Source organism: Acidobacteriota bacterium (genome assembly GCA_040754075.1).
In the GTDB taxonomy this organism is placed as follows: Bacteria; Acidobacteriota; Blastocatellia; order UBA7656; family UBA7656; genus JBFMDH01.
In genome coordinates this window covers 215,733-233,961 of record JBFMDH010000004.1, presented here as the reverse complement: position 1 = coordinate 233,961, position 18,229 = coordinate 215,733, and the positions used below count along the sequence as shown (strand labels likewise).

At 48.0% G+C, this 18,229-nt stretch carries 15 protein-coding genes; 7 read left to right on the top strand and 8 right to left on the bottom strand.

Annotated elements, in window-relative coordinates; genetic code table 11:
• The first annotated feature begins 112 nt into the window (after nt 1-112).
• A complete protein-coding gene (locus AB1757_06585; protein MEW6126689.1) occupies nt 113-1,837 on the top strand; it encodes a rhomboid family intramembrane serine protease in 1,725 nt (574 codons plus the stop codon).
• Between the two features lie 225 nt (nt 1,838-2,062).
• Here AB1757_06585 and AB1757_06580 read toward each other — a convergent pair whose 3' ends face one another.
• The 3 genes from AB1757_06580 to AB1757_06570 form a co-directional block, all read right to left on the bottom strand.
• The gene (locus tag AB1757_06580; GenBank protein ID MEW6126688.1) at nt 2,063-2,809 is read right to left on the bottom strand and encodes a hypothetical protein; all 747 of its coding nucleotides are present in this window, start codon (nt 2,807-2,809) and stop codon (nt 2,063-2,065) included.
• 168 nt (nt 2,810-2,977) lie between these two features.
• Entirely contained in the window at nt 2,978-6,136 is a 3,159-nt protein-coding gene (locus AB1757_06575) for a TonB-dependent receptor (protein ID MEW6126687.1), read from the bottom strand.
• 104 nt (nt 6,137-6,240) lie between these two features.
• Entirely contained in the window at nt 6,241-6,597 is a 357-nt protein-coding gene (locus AB1757_06570; protein ID MEW6126686.1) for a BON domain-containing protein, read from the bottom strand.
• Between the two features lie 322 nt (nt 6,598-6,919).
• Here AB1757_06570 and dnaK point away from each other — a divergent pair, with 322 nt between their 5' ends.
• The 4 genes from dnaK (at nt 6,920) to AB1757_06550 (ending at nt 10,629) form a co-directional block, all read left to right on the top strand.
• A complete protein-coding gene (gene dnaK, locus AB1757_06565) occupies nt 6,920-8,830 on the top strand; it encodes a molecular chaperone DnaK (protein ID MEW6126685.1) in 1,911 nt (636 codons plus the stop codon).
• Between the two features lie 87 nt (nt 8,831-8,917).
• On the top strand, nt 8,918-9,826 hold the full coding sequence (locus AB1757_06560) for a DnaJ C-terminal domain-containing protein (protein MEW6126684.1): 909 nt from the start codon (nt 8,918-8,920) through the stop codon (nt 9,824-9,826).
• Between the two features lie 56 nt (nt 9,827-9,882).
• Nucleotides 9,883-10,179 (top strand): hypothetical protein, encoded by a 297-nt coding sequence (locus tag AB1757_06555; GenBank protein ID MEW6126683.1) that lies wholly within the window; start codon nt 9,883-9,885, stop codon nt 10,177-10,179.
• 42 nt (nt 10,180-10,221) lie between these two features.
• Nucleotides 10,222-10,629 carry a helix-turn-helix transcriptional regulator gene (locus tag AB1757_06550; GenBank protein MEW6126682.1) on the top strand — a complete coding sequence of 136 codons (408 nt, stop codon included), beginning with the start codon at nt 10,222-10,224 and terminating at the stop codon, nt 10,627-10,629.
• Nucleotides 10,630-10,679: 50 nt separating this feature from the next.
• Here the strand turns inward: AB1757_06550 and AB1757_06545 are convergent, their stop codons facing one another.
• The 5 genes from AB1757_06545 to AB1757_06525 form a co-directional block, all read right to left on the bottom strand.
• Entirely contained in the window at nt 10,680-12,695 is a 2,016-nt protein-coding gene (locus AB1757_06545) for a tetratricopeptide repeat protein (protein ID MEW6126681.1), read from the bottom strand.
• Between the two features lie 146 nt (nt 12,696-12,841).
• Nucleotides 12,842-13,330, bottom strand: a complete 489-nt coding sequence (locus AB1757_06540; GenBank protein ID MEW6126680.1) for a type II secretion system protein — start codon at nt 13,328-13,330, stop codon at nt 12,842-12,844.
• Nucleotides 13,331-13,516: 186 nt separating this feature from the next.
• A complete protein-coding gene (locus AB1757_06535) occupies nt 13,517-14,008 on the bottom strand; it encodes a prepilin-type N-terminal cleavage/methylation domain-containing protein (GenBank protein ID MEW6126679.1) in 492 nt (163 codons plus the stop codon).
• 361 nt (nt 14,009-14,369) lie between these two features.
• On the bottom strand, nt 14,370-15,128 hold the full coding sequence (locus tag AB1757_06530) for a ribonuclease Z (protein ID MEW6126678.1): 759 nt from the start codon (nt 15,126-15,128) through the stop codon (nt 14,370-14,372).
• An 84-nt stretch (nt 15,129-15,212) separates the two neighbouring features.
• Nucleotides 15,213-15,704, bottom strand: a complete 492-nt coding sequence (locus AB1757_06525; protein MEW6126677.1) for a type II secretion system protein — start codon at nt 15,702-15,704, stop codon at nt 15,213-15,215.
• Nucleotides 15,705-15,971: 267 nt separating this feature from the next.
• On the opposite strand from AB1757_06525, the gene AB1757_06520 reads away from it, so the two are divergent.
• Nucleotides 15,972-17,204 carry an MFS transporter gene (locus AB1757_06520; GenBank protein ID MEW6126676.1) on the top strand — a complete coding sequence of 411 codons (1,233 nt, stop codon included), beginning with the start codon at nt 15,972-15,974 and terminating at the stop codon, nt 17,202-17,204.
• A gap of 64 nt (nt 17,205-17,268) precedes the next feature.
• On the top strand, nt 17,269-18,225 hold the full coding sequence (locus AB1757_06515) for an alpha/beta fold hydrolase (protein ID MEW6126675.1): 957 nt from the start codon (nt 17,269-17,271) through the stop codon (nt 18,223-18,225).
• Nucleotides 18,226-18,229: the final 4 nt, after the last annotated feature.

Here is an 18,229-nt window from a genome sequence, read left to right as displayed (position 1 = left end):
ACCGAAAATGCTCTGAATTATCATTAAAGAGCGATTAACCGAACAAACTCCTGCTGCCTCCACAAAGCGCCTCTACTGATTAACAGAAGCTGATTTAGAAAGCGCCAGTTTTATGTTAGACACGATTTTATTAACTCTCCTGATTTTAGTTTGGGCGTTTCAAGTGCTTTTCTTTTTTATTCCGCTGGGCAATGAAAATTCCATCGTCAGGCGACTACCGATTATTACCTTCGCCATTCTTGCGCTAAATACCATCATCTATTTCGTCAGTCTTCCGGTTACGGTTAAACAGGATAGCGACCGCGAAAAAGCCTTCAAATATATAAAAGTTTTTATCGATGATAACCGCGATATTCTGGCTGATGAAAATGTCAGAAACCGCCTGAAAGCCACAGGTTTATTCGCCAAGGAACTCACTTCATTCGAGGAGAGATTAAGAAAAGAACCCGACCTGGCTGATGAAGTTCGCAGTTTTACTCGCAGCGCCACCGCCATTCAATTGCGCGCTGAATTGCAACCGCTCATCGAAAAATTAGAAATCGCCGATCAGGAACATCTCTACAATCAATATGGATTGGTACGCGACGGAAAGTACAAAGCCTATCAATTGCTCACCTATTCGTTTTTACATTCCAACAGTCGCATCCTGGGCATCGTTTTTCCGGTTCATCTGTTGTTTAACCTGATTATGTTGTTTGCGGTGGCATTCAGCCTTGAAGACCTTTGGGGACGACCACTTTTTCTGGGCTTCTTTTTATTGGGAGCAGTGGTTTCGGCAATCCCTGATGCGGTAAGCGGCACCGGACTCATCGGCGCATCGGGGGCGGTGTCGGCATTGATGGGTGCATTTCTGGTTCGGCTTCCCAAAACCCGCATGAAAATGGGTTGGGTTTCGATTCCATTGGCGCTGCCGATGATGGCATTCGGAAAAAAATCGTATGGCGTCGCTTTAGTGAAAAGCTATTACTACATGGCATTTTTCTTTTTAAATCAAATTCTGTTGTGGTGGTTTTTCACCTATAAAACGCGCAATTTTGATGGCGTCAGCTATCGTTGTCACATTGCCGGTTTCATTTTCGGTGCCGCCTTTGCTTTTCTAATGAAGGCTTATCGCATCGAAGAAAAGTACATCAATCCAAAAATCGAAGCGAAAATTGCTTATCAACTTTCACCCAAAATTGCCGAAGCCATTCATCTCCTGGACACCGGCGCATTTGAGCAGGCAGAAAGTAAACTGAAAGCTTTGTTAGTAACCCATCCGGGCAAACCTGAACTGCTGATGGCGCTCGCGCAGGTTTATGAAAAGACCCGCGATTATGACAAACTCAATACCATTTACACGCAACTGATTCGCCATCACATCGAAAACAGCGATAAAGAAGCGGCGCTTTACGCCTATGACAATCTCTTGCTGGCATTCCCGGATAATAAAATCGAACCGAACATTCCGGCAGAAGACTGGTTCAAATTGTGTGAATATCTTGAAGAGATTGATATGCGGCACGAAGCCGCGATTGAATATTTTCGCTTCGTCAGATGCTGTCCTGATGATGCGGCTGTACCGCGCGCCTGTGTGCAAGGCGCAGAAGCCGCTTTCGCTTCACAGGACATTCAACTGGCAATCAAATTATTTGAAAAGGTTGACATCAACGATTACCAGAGCGCCTATGCGGCACGCGCCCGCATCGGTTTAGCCGAATGCAAAGCGCGACTCACCCGCGCCACCGGAAAACTGGTTCAACCGACCACGCCTCTCACGCTCCCGCCAAATGCCAAAGCCTTTCCACAACGCGCCTTGAATTTTCAGAGCGCCTCAAAACTCGGCAAACTCGCCTGAATTATTGGCGTTTGAAAAAGACATCCCAAGCCCACCTGCCGACACTTGCGCCCTGTGCATCACGCACCTTGGCGCGGTAGCGAAATAAGTTCCCATGCTGGTCTTGGCGTTTCGAGGTTTTGTAGTCAAGGGCTATGACGTTGATAGAGTTTGAATCATCATACCTGTGTAAAAGGTTAAAAACGGAAAAAGTTGTATACACCTTTTGACTGTAAAACTTGTTGTTTATTCTATCGCTGGACGTGTTTCATAAAATGCCTTCGTCAAAGCGATTTGACCGACGATGTTATCCAAAAAGCTGAACTGCAAAGTTGATGATGATGTCATTTCGTGATGCAGAATCATTGCCTTATAGCTTTTTTCCTTTTTGCCAAATTTTACCTTCACGTCGTAAGCCGTATATTTTTTAACCGGTGGAAGGGTTGTCCCTACCCTTCTTAATACCTCTTCAAAAGTGGTGTGTTGCCAATCCTCTACCAAAGAATTCGATTGATTGATTCCCCATTCCGCTTTATAGGCAATACGCTCCGACCCATTATTTAACCTGACAGTCATTTGCCCGACATTCAAAATATCCCCTTGCGGTTTGGAAACCCGCTCGCCATAAATGTCTTGATAAATATCTTCTATAGCGCCGGTGCGTATGTTTTTAATCTCAAAACTGATTGAGCTTCCGTTGTCCGCTAATTTCTCGGATCTGCCTTGCCGGTTTAATGGTCGCTCTCCGTTGCTTTGCCAGATATACGCAGCTTTGATGTATTTCGCTAGTTTTCCATAGGCAATCGTTATCAGCGAAACATCATCGGATACCGGTTGAGTAATGGTAGTTTGATCAGTGATTGACAAATGATCGCGACTCAACGTTTGTCCGAATGCGCATATCGCTAAGAACATCGAAACACTAAGCGATAGACCGACAGGAAAGGTGAGTTCTTTAAGATAATTCATCATTCTCTTCAATTTTTCAGGCAATTTCACTATCCGTAGCCAACCGTTCAGTGGCTCCCGGAACAGACATTTTCGCGGTTTACTCGCATCCTTCACTTTCCAGACAGAGGCGATAAATCGTTCATGGCTTTTCTTCCTTCACTTAATCGGTTTGGAGTTCAAATAAATCCGTCTGGCATCGCCCAGTGACGATTAAAAATCCACCTTTACATTCAATTGAATGGTGCGTGGGCGTTGGGTACGGCGCGGGACGAGAAAATCTGCGTCGTCGCGATCAACGAATTCCGAACCAAAATTAAAGACCGTGTGATTTAATACATTGAACACATCAATCGCCGGACGCAGGCGAATTTGTTCTGTCAAGTGAAAGGTTCTCGATGCGCGAATATTGAAAGTAAAGGTGCCGGGTCCTCTGCCGTAATTGCGCGGCAAGTTGCCATCCGAACCCAAGGGAGCAAGCGCGAGGGCGCTTTTCACATCCGTTGCCGCATTGGAATTGGGCTTTCGCCAAACCGGTCTCGCAATCTCTGAAATGAAATTGGGGCGGTCGTTTGCAATATCATTCAAATTGCGATCAAAGCCTGCGCCGATATTGAAAGGTCTTGCCGAACCGAGGGAAAAAATCGGCGCGAGAGTGATTTTGATTTTTGGCAGTTGAAAAATGCCGCTCAAGGTGAAGCGATGCCGCTGGTCTTGCAAAGATAAACTTCGCTCAGCCCGTCGGTCACTTAAATTTTGCGGCGAGGCGGTGTTGGTGGTGCCTTCATCAATAAATTTCGATAGCGTATAAACCGTTCGCAACGTCGCCCAATTTGATAGACGATAGCGTAAGGAAAAAATCCCGCCGTGATAAAAGGAATTGCCGGTTGATTCGAGAAGTTCAACTTGGGTAAGCGATGGGTCGGGTCTGAGGTTTCGCAAAATTCTCAACACCGTGCTGAGGTTGCTTGAACGCTGGGTGTTCAATCCGAGAGTTAAAAGGCGTATGCCGTTGATGGATTGAATGGCGCTTGAAGCCGTTGAAGTGTTCGTCCCCAAATCGAAGCGCACAATATCGGCATTGGCGTTGATAATCGGGCGCGCGCCTTGAACCGGACGGTTATCAAAATCGCGACTTAATAAATACTCGGTAAAACTGGCAAACCCTGCGGGCAGGCGCGGCGCATTGATATTGGTTTCGCGCCACAGATGCATGCCGCGTGTGAAAATGTAATCAATAGTGACGACGGCGTTTTTACTTAATTGTCGTTCAATGCCAATGCCGGTTTGCAAGGTGTAAGGAATTTCAAGGTCAGGACTGATGCGTCTAAGAAAGTCTGTTTCAACCACGCCGTAACGTTGAACGAGGGTGTTATCGAGTATCGGATTGGGAAACTGCACGGATGATAAAATATCGGGGGTGATATTTGAATCAACGGTGATGGATGATTTGCCGAGCGAAAAATCATCAATCGTTCTGAGCAAGGCGCGGTTGTAAAAAAGACCAAAGCCCGCGCGGATTAAGGTTTTTCCCGGCGCAAATTTTTTCGACCGCGACAGCGCGCCGCCAAACGGGTCCCAGGCGATTGCCAGGCGCGGGCTGAAATTATTGCGGTCATTCAAAATCGATTCACTGTCCCAACGCGCGCCGTAAGCGAGAGTGAGATTCGGTTTGATGCGCCATTCGTCCTGAACAAATAAACCAATAACATTGTTACGCGCGCGGCTGGTGGTATCGAACCGTTGAATGAATCGCGACGGGCGATTGGCAAGAAAATCATCAACGGTTTCAAAGGTATATTGTCCGCCGGTGGCGAATAAATTATTGAAAGTTGAACGCACCAACTGAACATCGAATCCGGTCTTGATGAAATGCGCGCCGCGAATGAGCGACAGGTTATCTTGAATTTGCCCGCGTCGTTCTTCTCGTGAAAAAGCCGGTGCGGAATCGCTGCCGGTAAACGCTCCGGCAACGACCCGGCTCGGTTCGTTGATGATGACGCCAATGGAATCAATCTCGGCGCTCGAACGCGGCAACAATCGCGAAAACTGCGCGCGCATCTGGCTGATTAGATGATTCGACAATATCCAATTATCCGTGAAGCTCAAGGAGTCGGAATTGCGTCCGGCAATCAGCAGGGTTTCCGCCAGACGGCTGCCCCCTGAAAATCCGCGTTTATTTTCTCCACGCGATAAATCGAATCGCAAAGCCGCAGTATGCGAATTCGACAAATTGAAATCGGCGCGGGCATTCAAAGTGTTATTGGTTTCCGGCGTCGAGATTTCTTCAAACAGCAATCCGACTTGCTCGGTTGAAGAAAATGGCGTGTTGGGTTTTGGCAGAGCAAAAAGCGGATGGCTTTGGGTTGGCACAAAGGTGTTGATTTCGGCAAAATCGCTAACCTCTAATCTTTCAAACCCGACAAAGAAAAAATTTTTTTGGTTGATGAGGTGCCCGGAAAAAACTGCGCCATTACGATATTCCGATTGTGGAATGCGTCCGAGTCCACGGGCGTTGCGAAAATAGGTGTTGGCATTCAAAGATTCATCGCTGAAATAGCTGTAGGCTTCACCGTGAAAAGTTGCGCCGCCGCTGCGCGTGCGCAAATTGATACGTCCGCCCGAAGCGCGTCCGTATTCTGCGGCGTATTGATTGGTGATGATTTGCATTTCGGCGAGGTTTTCGGGTGAAAGTTTGATGCGTTCGCGCGCCGCGCGGTCATCATTATTATCGAATCCATCAATGGTGATGTTGTTGGAAGTCGCCGGCGCACCTGTGAGCGAAAAAATTCCGGCTTCTTCGGGTGAGTTTCTGAGAAATACCCCGCGACCTTCATCTGCAAGCTCAGCCGTCGAGAGCGGCGCTTCGCTTGCGCCCCCTAATAGAAAAATGAGTTGCAGGGGGTCGCGATTGAGAATCGGCAAACTCTCAAGCTCTTTACGGTCAACGGTGTCACCTGCGACGGTGCGCGTCGTATCAATCGACAAACCAGTTGCCGCTTGAACGACCATTTGTTCGGTAATACCTGCGGGTATCAATATAAAATCCGCAACGATTTTGCGACCGGTTACGGTGTCGAATTGTTTAGTGGCTTCCTTGAAACCTTCGGCGCTCACTTTAATCTCATAACGCCCCGGTTCGCTTACCAGAATTTTAAATTGTCCACGAGTATCGGTTTCAACCTGTCGCTCGATATGGGTCGCGAGGTTGCGTACCTGCACCTTCGCTGAAATGATCACCGCCTGCGCGTTATCTTTAACTTCACCGGTAAAAATGAGGTTGTCCAAATCATCCGGGTAAGCGATTTGCCCAAGCAGCAAAACCGAGAGTAACAAGGTCGCAACTACAGGTTTCCATTCAAGGCTTTTCATTTCGGATTCCTCGCCAGGTTAGTGAAATGGGAAGGGTTCAGGCGATAAAAAAACACCACGCGCAGATAACCTTCACCTGCGCGTGGTAGCAAAAATAGCAGACTTCACTTTGTGCTTTTCGTAGGCGCACTCTCGACCGCTATTTCATTTACAACATCTTTGACACATGAAACCCGTTTTGCCTGGCGTGTGGCTAACCCTTTGGTCGCCCCTTTTTGAACTTTTCCGGTAAGCGTCACTTTACCACCCTGAACCGCAACTTCAATGCCGGCATCCTTCAGGGTCTTAGTATTGGCGAATTTCTCTTTCACATCAGCCGCGATTTTTGCATCATCCACTTTTGAGCAGTCAACGCTCTCTTTTGTAGAGGCTTTTTTGGTGGTGGTTTTTCCTTCCTGAACCGCAAATCCGGCAATCGCTAATAGCCAAACGACTAAAAACAGTGAGGTTATTTTTTTCATCGCACTTCTCCTTTGCAATTTCGGTTACTTTTTAAGAATTTTATCAACTCAGGTAATTTCAACTACCCCCGCTAACCAACAGACGTAAATCAAAGTAAAAACAATGCAGAAATCGTAAAATTTTTAAGAACTAAAATTGATAGGAATAAAACTCTCTAAACAGGGTTTTCTCGCTTTAAATTATCTTGACGACGGGATAAACCGGCATTTTCAATCATTCAAGCTAGCTTTTTGACTGACCAACAAACAAAAAACTTGACAATAACACACTCAAATTTTTAAGATAGCTTCGACCTTATAAAAATCGGAGGCTTATAAGAAAATGAGTAAAATAATAGGCATTGACCTGGGTACAACGAATTCTGTAGTTGCTGTAATGGAAGGCGGTGAACCTGTTGTCATCACCAACGCCGAAGGGTCGCGCACCACGCCCTCGGTCGTCGCATTCACCAAAGATGGCAATCGCTTAGTCGGGCAAGTGGCAAAGCGCCAAGCCGTCACCAATCCTGAAAATACGGTCTATTCAATCAAGCGATTTATGGGGCGACGTTATGATGAAGTCAACGAAGAGATGAAGATGATTCCTTACAAAGTCACCCCGGCTGGAAATGATGTTCGTATCGCTGCGGGTGGCAAAGAATGGTCGCCACCGGAAATTTCTGCAATGATTTTGCAAAAATTGAAACAGGCAGCCGAAGACCATCTCGGTCAAAAAGTGACGCAGGCAGTCATCACGGTGCCCGCTTACTTTAATGACTCGCAACGTCAGGCGACCAAAGACGCTGGGCGGATTGCCGGACTGGAAGTCTTGCGCATCGTCAACGAACCGACGGCTGCGGCTCTGGCTTACGGTCTCGATAAGAAGAAAGACGAAACCATTGCGGTTTTCGACTTTGGCGGCGGCACTTTCGATATTTCGATTCTCGAAGTCGGCGAAGGCGTCGTTGAGGTGAAATCGACCAACGGCGACACCCACCTTGGCGGTGATAACATTGATCAACGACTGATTGATTGGATCATTGATGAATTCAAAAAAGATCAGGGCATTGATTTGTCGAAAGACAAGATGGCTTTGCAACGCCTGAAAGAAGCCGCGGAAAAAGCCAAAATTGAACTCTCATCGACGATGGAATCGGAAATCAACCTGCCGTTTATCACCGCCGATGCTTCAGGCCCCAAACACCTGGTTATGAAGTTGACGCGCGCCAGATTCGAGCAACTGGTTGACGACCTGCTGCGTCGCACCATTGAACCTTGTAAAGCGGCATTGAATGATGCGGGATTGAAACCCAATCAGATTGATGAAGTCGTGCTGGTTGGCGGTTCGACGCGCATTCCGAAAGTTCAGCAGATGGTGAAAGAATTCTTCGGCAAAGACCCCCACAAGGGCGTCAACCCTGACGAAGTGGTCGCCGTTGGCGCAGCCATTCAGGCAGGCGTTCTGGGCGGCGAAGTCAAAGATTTATTGTTGCTTGACGTCACTCCGCTTTCACTCGGTATTGAAACGCTTGGCGGAGTGTTCACCAAATTGATTGATCGCAACACCACGATTCCGACCCGCAAATCGGAAGTCTTTTCGACCGCATCAGACAATCAAACCTCGGTTGAAGTTCATGTGTTGCAGGGCGAACGCTCGATGGCTGGACAAAACCGCACGCTCGGCAAATTCCATCTGGTTGGCATTCCGCCCGCGCCGCGTGGTATGCCGCAAATTGAAGTCGCTTTCGACATTGATGCCAATGGCATTGCCAATGTCTCTGCGAAAGATTTGGGCACCGGACGCGAACAGAAAATCACCATCACCGCTTCGTCCGGTCTATCGAAAGAAGAGATTGACCGCATGATGCGCGATGCCGAATCACATGCCGACGAAGACAAGCGCGAGCGCGAACGCATCGAAGCGCGCAACAAACTCGATGGCATGATTTATCAAATCGAGAAGACTATTGCCGATAACCGCGACAAGATTGATGCTTCGACCATCACCGAAGTTGAGGCAGCGATTACTGAAGCCAAAGGCAAACTCGAATCGCAAAGCGCCGATGAAATCAACGCGGCGTTCGAGCAATTGGCGAAATCTTCGCATAAGATTGCCGAAGTGATGTATCAACAGACGGCATCAAGTCAAGCAGGCGGTAGCGCCAGTGGAGCAGCCGCAGGCAGCAACACTGGCGGGGGTGGCGGTGACGATGTCATCGACGCCGATTTTGTTGATGTTGATGACAAGAAATAGTAATGGCGCTGGGTGCTTTGCACTTTGTGTTTAGCCATTCTCAGATTAAACATACAGGCAAAGCACCAAGCACCAGCACAAAGCGTTATGTCCAAGAAAGATTATTATGCCGCGCTTGGTGTTTCACGTAACGCCAAGCCCGAAGAGATAAAGAAAGCCTATCGTAAATTGGCGCGGAAATATCACCCGGACGTCAATCCCGGCGATAAAGTCGCTGAGGAAAAGTTCAAAGATATTTCCGAGGCTTTCGATATTCTCTCGGATGAAAAGAAGCGCGGTATTTACGATAAATTCGGCTATTACTCAGACAACATCACAGCGGAAGCCGCAGCCGGTGGCGGTTTTGATTTTTCGCGTTTTGATGCCGGAAATTTTCAGGATGTCTTTTCGGAAATTTTCTCGAATCTTCGCGGGCGCGCTTCGCAAGCCTACACCCAAGCCGAACGCGGCGCGGATTTGGAATATCCGGTTTCGATTTCTTTTGATGATGCCATGCATGGCACCACGTTGAATGTTGAAATTCCCCGTACCCACGGACGCGAAAAGATTTCCGTTAAAATTCCTGCCGGGGTCGATACCGGTTCACGCATACGGGTAGCAGGAAAAGGCAACAACGGATTGTTTGGCGGCGCGGCGGGCGATTTATTCATTGTCACCAACGTCGGTCAACATCCGTATTTCAAACGCAAAGGCGATAATATCTATTGCACAATTCCGATTACAGTTCCCGAAGCGGCGCTTGGCGCAAAGATTGAAGTGCCAACCATTGGAGGCAAAGCGCGGCTTAAAATCCCGCCGGGAACCCAATCGGGGCAGCGTTTTCGTTTGCGTGAAAAAGGGGTGCCGAGTTTACGCGGCGACGGCATGCGCGGCGATCAGTATGTTGAAGTCAAAATTGTTTTGCCGAAAGTGATCAGCGAAGAGACCAAAGAATTGCTGCACGAGTACGCCAAGAAAAACCCTGAGAATCCGCGCGCAGAAATGGGTTTGGAATAAGACGCAGCGTGAGGGATTCGGTTTTAGCGAGTATAAAATCGCGCTATTGAGGTTTTATGTATGAGTTAATCGCCTGGGTTGTCGTTGCCATTATCTTTGTTCTGATGATCTGGGCGTTAATCAGAGAGGATAACCGACGACGCAATCGCACAGCGCAGGAATTTGAAAACGAATTGGTTGAAAGCAAGCAATCTTTATTGCGAGCCGGAATGTTGGAATTGGATAAATTTGTCGGCGATACGCGCAACAAACGCGCCGCAGTTGAATTTTTGAAAGATCAGGATGAAGGCAGACATGAAACCGGCAGCAAAGGTGATGATGAAGAACGCACGCAAAAGCAGGTTGAACCCTAACCCAAAAACGATGGCAATACCATATTGAACAGAGTAACGGTTATGAGAAACTCTAAGAAATCCAAGAAATTCACCATCAGCGTCGTTGCTGAACAATATGGCGTGCATCAACAAACGCTCAGGCTGTATGAACGCGAAGGCTTGATTAAACCATCGCGTTCGCCCAAAGGAACCCGTTATTACACTGAAGAAGACATCGAACGTCTGGAAATTATTTTAAATCTTACACGCGATATGGGCGTGAATCTGGCAGGCGTGTCGGTTATTTTAAACATGCGCGAACGCATGAATCAGATGCAGCGCGAATTTGAAAATTTCCTCCACTACATCCGCGATAACATCGGCTCGGAAATGTTTCAAGCAAATGAACGGACGCGCCACGCCCTGGTGCCGAGCAAACGTCCAAGCGTGATAGTCAAACATGGTGGACGCGCTGAACGTGTCGAATAGCTCCACCAAACGCCTATAAGAGAAAAGCTATCGCCAATCTCTAAAAGTCATTAACTTCTCAGGCGATTTAACCCGTCATTAATTTTATTACGCAACGCCTCTGTATTCTTGAGCGCCGAGGCTTTTTGCCAGGTGGCAAGAGCATCGGTTTTGCGCCCAACCTTTTCATAAGCGAGACCGAGTTCGTATAAGACTTCGCCATCATCGGGCGCATACTTAGCCGAATTTTCCAATTCAGGAATCGCTTCCTGGAAACGATTTTGACGGCTGTAACACATTGCCAGATTGAAGCGCGAAGATACCGCTTGCGGCTTCAGCGACAGTGAAGATTTAAAATAGCGTTCGGCTGAAACGAAATCGCCGGAATTGAAATAAATCGTGCCGAGATTATTGAGGGCTTCAAAAGTCTCAGGGTCAATATCGAGCGCGCGTTTAAAACTCTCTATCGCCCGCGAGTTTTCACCGAGTCCCATATAAGCCTGCCCGAGTTCATTAAACACCGTCGGCTCTGCGGCAGTAATGTCAGCGGCGCGAAGCAGGGCGTCGCGAGCTTCCGCAAATCGCTTGGCTTTAATGAGTTCAAGTCCGGCATTGTAATGCGTCGCCCAGAAATTCGGGCGCACGCGCGCCGCCGCCGCCCATAGCGAATAACCATCTGCCCACGCTTGATTCTCTCTGGTCGTCACGACAATTGAAAACGTCAACAGGATAATCACCAACGCCGAGCTTAAACCGAGGCGTTCGACAGCCGATGGTGTTTTCATCTGTCGATGAATGCGTTGCTCTTCTTTGTCGGCTAATTTCGCGATGCCCATTGCAATGAGATATCCGAAACCAACCACTGAAAGATAAAGATAACGGTCAGCAATCAGGTATTCGACCGACAGCTGGCGAATATCGAAAACCAACAGCAACGGAACAACCAAAAAAGCGAATGCCTGCCACACCGCTTTGCTGATTCTGGAGTGATAATAAATCAAACTGCCGGTGATGATCAGCAGTGCCAGCGTCGGAAAAATAAAGCTTGCCGACGCGGGCGATTTCACATAATCGGTCGCATAAGCAATGCTCATATTAAACGGAAAAAGCAGATGTAGCAGGTAGGTACAAACGACCCATGGCAATGTCCAGAGTATATGAATACGCGGCCCATGGTACGCGGCTGGGTTATACCAGGTTAAACTTCCAAGCACCAGAAAACGGGCAAGCAAATAGACAACAACTACACCCGCATATGGCAAACTCATCACCACAGCTTTTTTTAGCGAAGCGATGAAATCAAAGGAGCCTTTGGATTTTTTAAGCGATCCGCCTGATGGTGAATCATGATTAAATCCGATGATTTCAAAAACAAAAATCAGGGGCACAAAGGTCAATGCGGTTTCTTTGGAAAACGCCGCCCCGGCAAAAAGCAAAGTGGAATAAATCAACAACCGGGTTTTCTGCTCTTCTTTGTAGCGCAAATAAAAATAAAAAGCCCAGAGAAAGAATGTGCCAAATAAAGGGTCGGTCACCCCGCTAATCCAACTGACGGATTCAACGTGTATGGAATAGACAGCAAAAATCGCTGCGGTGATGACGGCTATCATTCGGTTGCGCGATAACTGCATCAAGACAAAAAAGACACCGATAGAACAAAAGATATGCAGTAAGACACTCACCAGATGCCAGCCCTGTTGCCAAATGCCGAACAGTTGGTATTCAACCGTGAACAAAACCGTAAACAATGGGCGGTAATAAGGCGGCGGAATCGGAATTCTCAACCATTCGGGACGTTCGCGAAATTGCCAGACGTGTGTGGTAAAGGCTTTGCTAAGATTATCCCAACTGCGTATATCGGGGTTTTTGAGAATCTGGTCAATATCATCATGAACGAAATCGCCGCCCAGCGAATTTGCATATGAAATTCCAATGAGTAAACAAAGCAAGAGAATGACTCGCGAAACATCCATTCGGTCAAGTGCTCGCAACAACAGATTGGTTTGCGGCGCATCGACAGGTTGAACTTTTGAGGATTTAGCAATGCCCTTTTCTAAGCGTTTCGCTACGGTATCGGTTTTCGCCATATCGGTATTGATTCTTCAGCGGGGCTAGAATTTGAATTAAACCACGAACTAAAAAGGCTTGAATCAGGAGGGCTGAAATTGAGGGCGGAAAGTTATTGGTTGAGTGGGCAGTTTAAGTCTGAATTTAAACTGCCCACTCAGATTGATTAATTAGAAATCGGCTGACCGTTTTTCGGAATGCGGTCTTGCGGGGTTGCGGTTGGCGGTTGATCGCCTTCTGCCGAATAGACCACATTGGTTTCATTGGAATAAAAGGAACGGTTGCCGGTTCCGAAAGTCCCGGTGGAGCCGGGCTTGGCGGTGGTGTCATACATAGATGGCATTTTTTCTCCCGCCGAAACCGGTTCGGAAGTAAAGATATAACCGCCCTTGATGCCCGAAGCCATATTGGCATCGACATAAGCATTGGCACCGAGTTCTTGCAAAGTGGCGAATTTTCCGTGTCCCTTGGTCACTTGATATTGTAACTGTACAGTGCCCAAAGCCTGAACTTCACGCATGGCTGCGGTTTCGCGTGCAGCCTGTTGAGATTTGAGCAAATTCGGGATGGCTATGGCTGCGATAATGCCGATGATTGCGACGACGATAAGCAACTCGATCAGCGAAAAACCTCTCTGCTTTTTCTTATCCATCATTCTCTCCTCAGTTCTTCTAGAATCTAACTACCCTTTTCAGGGAGCGTTTGGCGCTTTCTTACGCAATCGAACGCGGAGGTTATTTGTTGGTTCCGCGAAATTTTGAACTGATGGAGCGAACTATAACACAAACGGGGAAGCCGTTGAAAGGCTTCCCCGTTTTAATCTTTTGATTAGACTCGAAGGTTATTCGATTGGCGACATACCCGTCGGAGCACGGTTGCCCGGAGGGGTAGCACCATCTACAGCCGTTCCACCGGCAATCTGATAAATCACATAGGTTTCATTTGAACTGAAACTGCGATTGCCTGTACCGAAAGTACCTGTCGATTGCGGCTCAGCCTGGGTGTCAAAATAGGACGGAAGACCACCGGCAACGGCAGCAACACCAACGCAGCTGAAATTGAAGCCGCTTTTTTGGCCAACGCCAAGAGCCGAGTCAACTTGACCATCGGCGTTTAACACGGTCAAACTGACAGCGAAATCTCTGCCTCTGCCTGAGGTCGATTGATATGTGGCTTGCGCTGAACCGATGGTGCGCACACTGCCGATAGCTGATGCTTCGTTAGCGGCCTGTCTCGATTTCAACAAATTCGGAATAGCGATTGCGGCGATGATACCGATAATCGCAACGACGATTAATAACTCAATTAGCGAAAATCCTTTTTCTTTTCTCATTTTATTCTCCTTAAATTTTGGTTGCCTATCATTGCCGCAGGCTTTCACCGTCCTAACGGCTCATCAGTGCTGTGACAGTCGTTCCATTCGCAAAGCTTGTGCCAACTTCTCGCAACCTGCGCCCCGAATGGTGAAATGAAGCATTGATTGGGGATATTCCAGCCATCCGGGATTTCAAAAGACCGGTTCTTGCCCCTTTTTAACAAAAACCGTTATACCAGATTGCCAATTCCTGTCATTAACACGCTTTTTGTCAACGGAGAATTTTCTGATAATTGAGAAGGAGTGGCAGTGATTAAAAAGCAGGGTTGCGGCGCTTGCTTTTCTGAGCCTCACCGAATCCTCTAAGCCTAAGATATAATTAAACTTCCAACGACAAACCGTCGCTGCCGATGATTATCTCCCCGGTAAATATTGCTCCCAGACGTTGTTGTATCTCAGCCTCCGGCAAATTGAAATAGGTATGAGTAATCACCAGTTGATTAACCTCAGAACCCATAGCTAATTTCCCCAAATCCGTAATTGAAAGGTGTTTTTTTCCTGCTTGAGGTTCCAGATAAGCGCACTCTGAAATCAGCAAATCTGTATGATGAAAAAACCGCATCAGGCTTTCACTGAAATCCGTGTCGCCCGTATAACCGAGCGTCTTTCCTTCACTGATTATTTTAATCGCCAGGCTTTCATCGGTATGTGGAGTTTTAGCAAATGTAAGATGACAATCGTCAGCGATTTGCAAAGTATCACCGGCGGCAACAACCCGTTGCTGAAACGGAAATGGCGGATTAAATATTTTTTCACCGAACGCCTGTTTCAGGCATTCAAGAATGCGGTCGATGCCTTGAGGCGCAATCAGCATCAGCGGCTGCTGACGTTCGCGGCTTAAACCATAACGGAGGGCGAAAAATAATGAGGCTAACTCGCCGATGTGATCAACGTGAAAATGGCTGAGAAACAGGTGGGTTAAGGATTGCCATTCAACCCCGAAACGCGCAAGGGCGTGAAGTGTACCGGCTCCACAATCAAGCATAATTCTAGCGTTGGAAGTTTCAACAAAAAAACCTGCGGAATTTTTTTTTCCATTGGGAATTAAGGTGCCTGATCCGAGAATCGTCAACTTCATGCAGTTGATTGTAAAGCACCAAAGCATTGCTGAGAATGGCGATTCTACAACTTCGTGGTTTCGGATTAAGGCGGCGTGAAGCGGTTAATTCAAAGGCACCGAACTGGGCGGGGTGCGATCACCTGGCGGAGGAGAGCCTATCGTAATATCGCTACCATCCTCGCGCACATAAATGATAAAGGTGTCATTTGAGCCAAATGACCGGTTGCCCGTACCAAACTGGCCTCTGGATTGTGGATTTGCGATGGTGTCGAAATAAGCTGGTGACGTTGACGTAGCATCAACTCCTGTACAGGAAAAGTTATATCCGGCTTTGGTGCCAGCAGAGAGCACCGTATCCAGTCGTTGATCAACGCCAAGGGTAGCTAACGAGTTACAGTAATTGTAACCTTGGCCGGTAGTAAATCGATAAGCGATTTGCGCCGACCCGATACTTCTCACGGAACTGATTGCCGAGGCTTCATTAGAAGCGCGACGGGAACTCAACAAATTCGGGATCGCAATTGCCGCCAATACGCCGATGATGGCGACGACGATAAGCAACTCAATCAGTGAGAACCCTCTTTGCGGCTTCATGCTTTCCCTCCTCATTCCGGTTTTTCAGCAATCTATATGCCAGTTCTTCTGCGTTACCGATACGGGGAAGGCATAACCAAAAGTTTGATTTTCCGGGTAAATTTTATGGCGTCTCAAAAATCTGCTCATATGCAAAATGACCATTTATGGTCTATTCAAAACAAGATTGTGTCACACCAACTTCAAAATCGATTTGCTTTTGCCTTCCCACTCGTGACCGTTTAGACTTTTACTTTCCCGGCTAAATCAAAACTTCAGCGAGGGGTATTGGAAGAGACTACAACGGCGCACACTGTACAAACATTACCAAAGGCTTCTTTGGTGATGGCGATTCTCTTTTTACTTTTCTTTTTAGGCACCAGCGATAATCAAATGATTTCACCGCTGTTGCCACTGATTGCCAGAGATTTCGGGCTTGAGGCGGGACAAGTCGGCGGGCAGATGCTGCCGACTTATGCGCTTGCCGCAGCCTTTGCGGCGTTGTTCGTCGGCCCGTTATCGGATAAATTCGGACGGCGCAAGTTTTTACTATTCGCCGCTGTTCTTTTCGGACTGTCGCTGCTTGCCACGATTATCATCAAATCCCCTGTAACGCTGGCACTGGTGCGTTTGCTCACCGGGCTTGCCGCAGGAACCATTTCAACCTGTTCAATTGCCTACGTCGGCGATTTTTTTCCCTATGAACGTCGCGGCGTGGCGATGAGTGTGGTGCAGGCGGGCTATTTCGGCGCGCTTGTTATCGGTGTGCCACTTGCCACGGTCATCGCGCAATCGCAGGGGTGGCGGTTCAGTTTCGCAGTCTTTGGCATCGTCGCTTTTCTGGCATTCATCTCGGTACTGGTCTATCTGCCTGAAGATAAACATTTCATCACTCGGCACGTCGTTGAAGAATCGCGGCGTTTTGCCAATATCAAATTGGCGTTTCATACCCGCGAACGCATTGCCTCAATCCTTGCGGCATTTTGCGTATCGTGCGGTTTCGTAGGGTTCCTGGCATTTCTGGGTTCGTGGCTCGCGAAAAGATTTACCTTGCAGCCACGTCAGGTGGGATTGGTATTCATAGCGGTTGGTATCATCTCGCTCATCGGCGCATTTGTCGCAGGCCCATTTGCCGATAAATTCGGCAAACGCTCCGTCTCGTTGCTCAGCACGTTATTGCTGGCAAGCATGCTGTTTGTCATTCCGCAATTCGATTTGGGAGTTCTTTTATTTGTTACCTTTTCGATTGCGGCGCTCGCTTTCGCTTTTCGTCAAGGACCCTTGCAAGCCCTGGCAACCGAACTCGTCCCCGCTCAGGCGCGCGGCGCGCTCGTCGCCATGCGTAACACGGCTTCACAAATCGGCATTGCGGTTTCAACCAGTGCCAGCGGGCTGCTTTATGACCGCTATGGCTATCACGCTGTCGGCATTTTCTGCGGCGTGGTGACCCTGGCTGCCGCAGTTTTTATTTTGATGATGGGTGAACCGCATCAGAAATCGAACGAATCCGGCAACCCTTAACCCTTGGCGCATCGTTCAATCAACTGACTGAGAACTATTTTTTTTAAACAGGCTCAACATATCAATGGCTCAAGAACTGACGAAAAGAAAACCCGGCAAATGGTGGCGCTATCTTAAACGCGCGCTCATTACACTTTTCATTCTGGCAATCATCCTGGTTTATGGCGTGTTGCCCTACGGATTCGCGCGGCTGGTTACGGGCGCGACGACTCGTCCAATAGATCGGAAGTTGACGGAAACGCCCGCCACCTTCGGCGCAGAATTCAAAGATGTCGAATTTCAAACCTCCGACGGTATCAAAATCAGCGCCTGGCGGTTGCCGAGTCGCGATAAAAAAACCACAATCATTTTTTCGCATGGGCTGTTTCGTTCGCGGCGGGAGCTTTTGGAGCGCGCTGTCGATTTGTGGAAACTCGGTTACGGCGCGTTGCTCTATGATTCACGCAATCACGGCGCAAGTGGCGAAGCCCGCGTTAGTCTCGGCTATCACGAACGCCTCGATGCCGAAGCCGCCGTTAAATTTATTCACGAAGAGATAAGTAGTCAGGACAAAATTGTGCTGTATGGCATTTCGATGGGCGCAGTCACCGCCTTGATGGCGGCTGCCGAAACCCCTGAGATTTCTGCGGTGATTGCCGATAGCGCCTTTCTTTCATTTGAAGATACGCTGGCGCATCACATCAAGGTTTTTTTGCGCCTTCCGGCTTTTCCGCTGGCTAACGAAATCGGATATTTCATTGAACAACGCGCCGCTTTTGACGGCGCGAAACTCAATGCGCTTGGTGCGGTGAAAGCGATGGGCAAAGTCCCTATCTTTTTCATCTCCGGCAAACTCGACAAGCGAATGCCACCGAATATCACAGAGGCTTTGTACAATGCGTCTTCAAGTAATGAAAAAGAGTTGATGATTGTCGAAGGCGACCAAACCGCTATTCATGGGCACGCTTATCAGGCGAATCCGCAAATATACATTGACCGTGTCAACCGGTTTTTAATTTCGGCGTTAACACCCAAACTTTAATCAC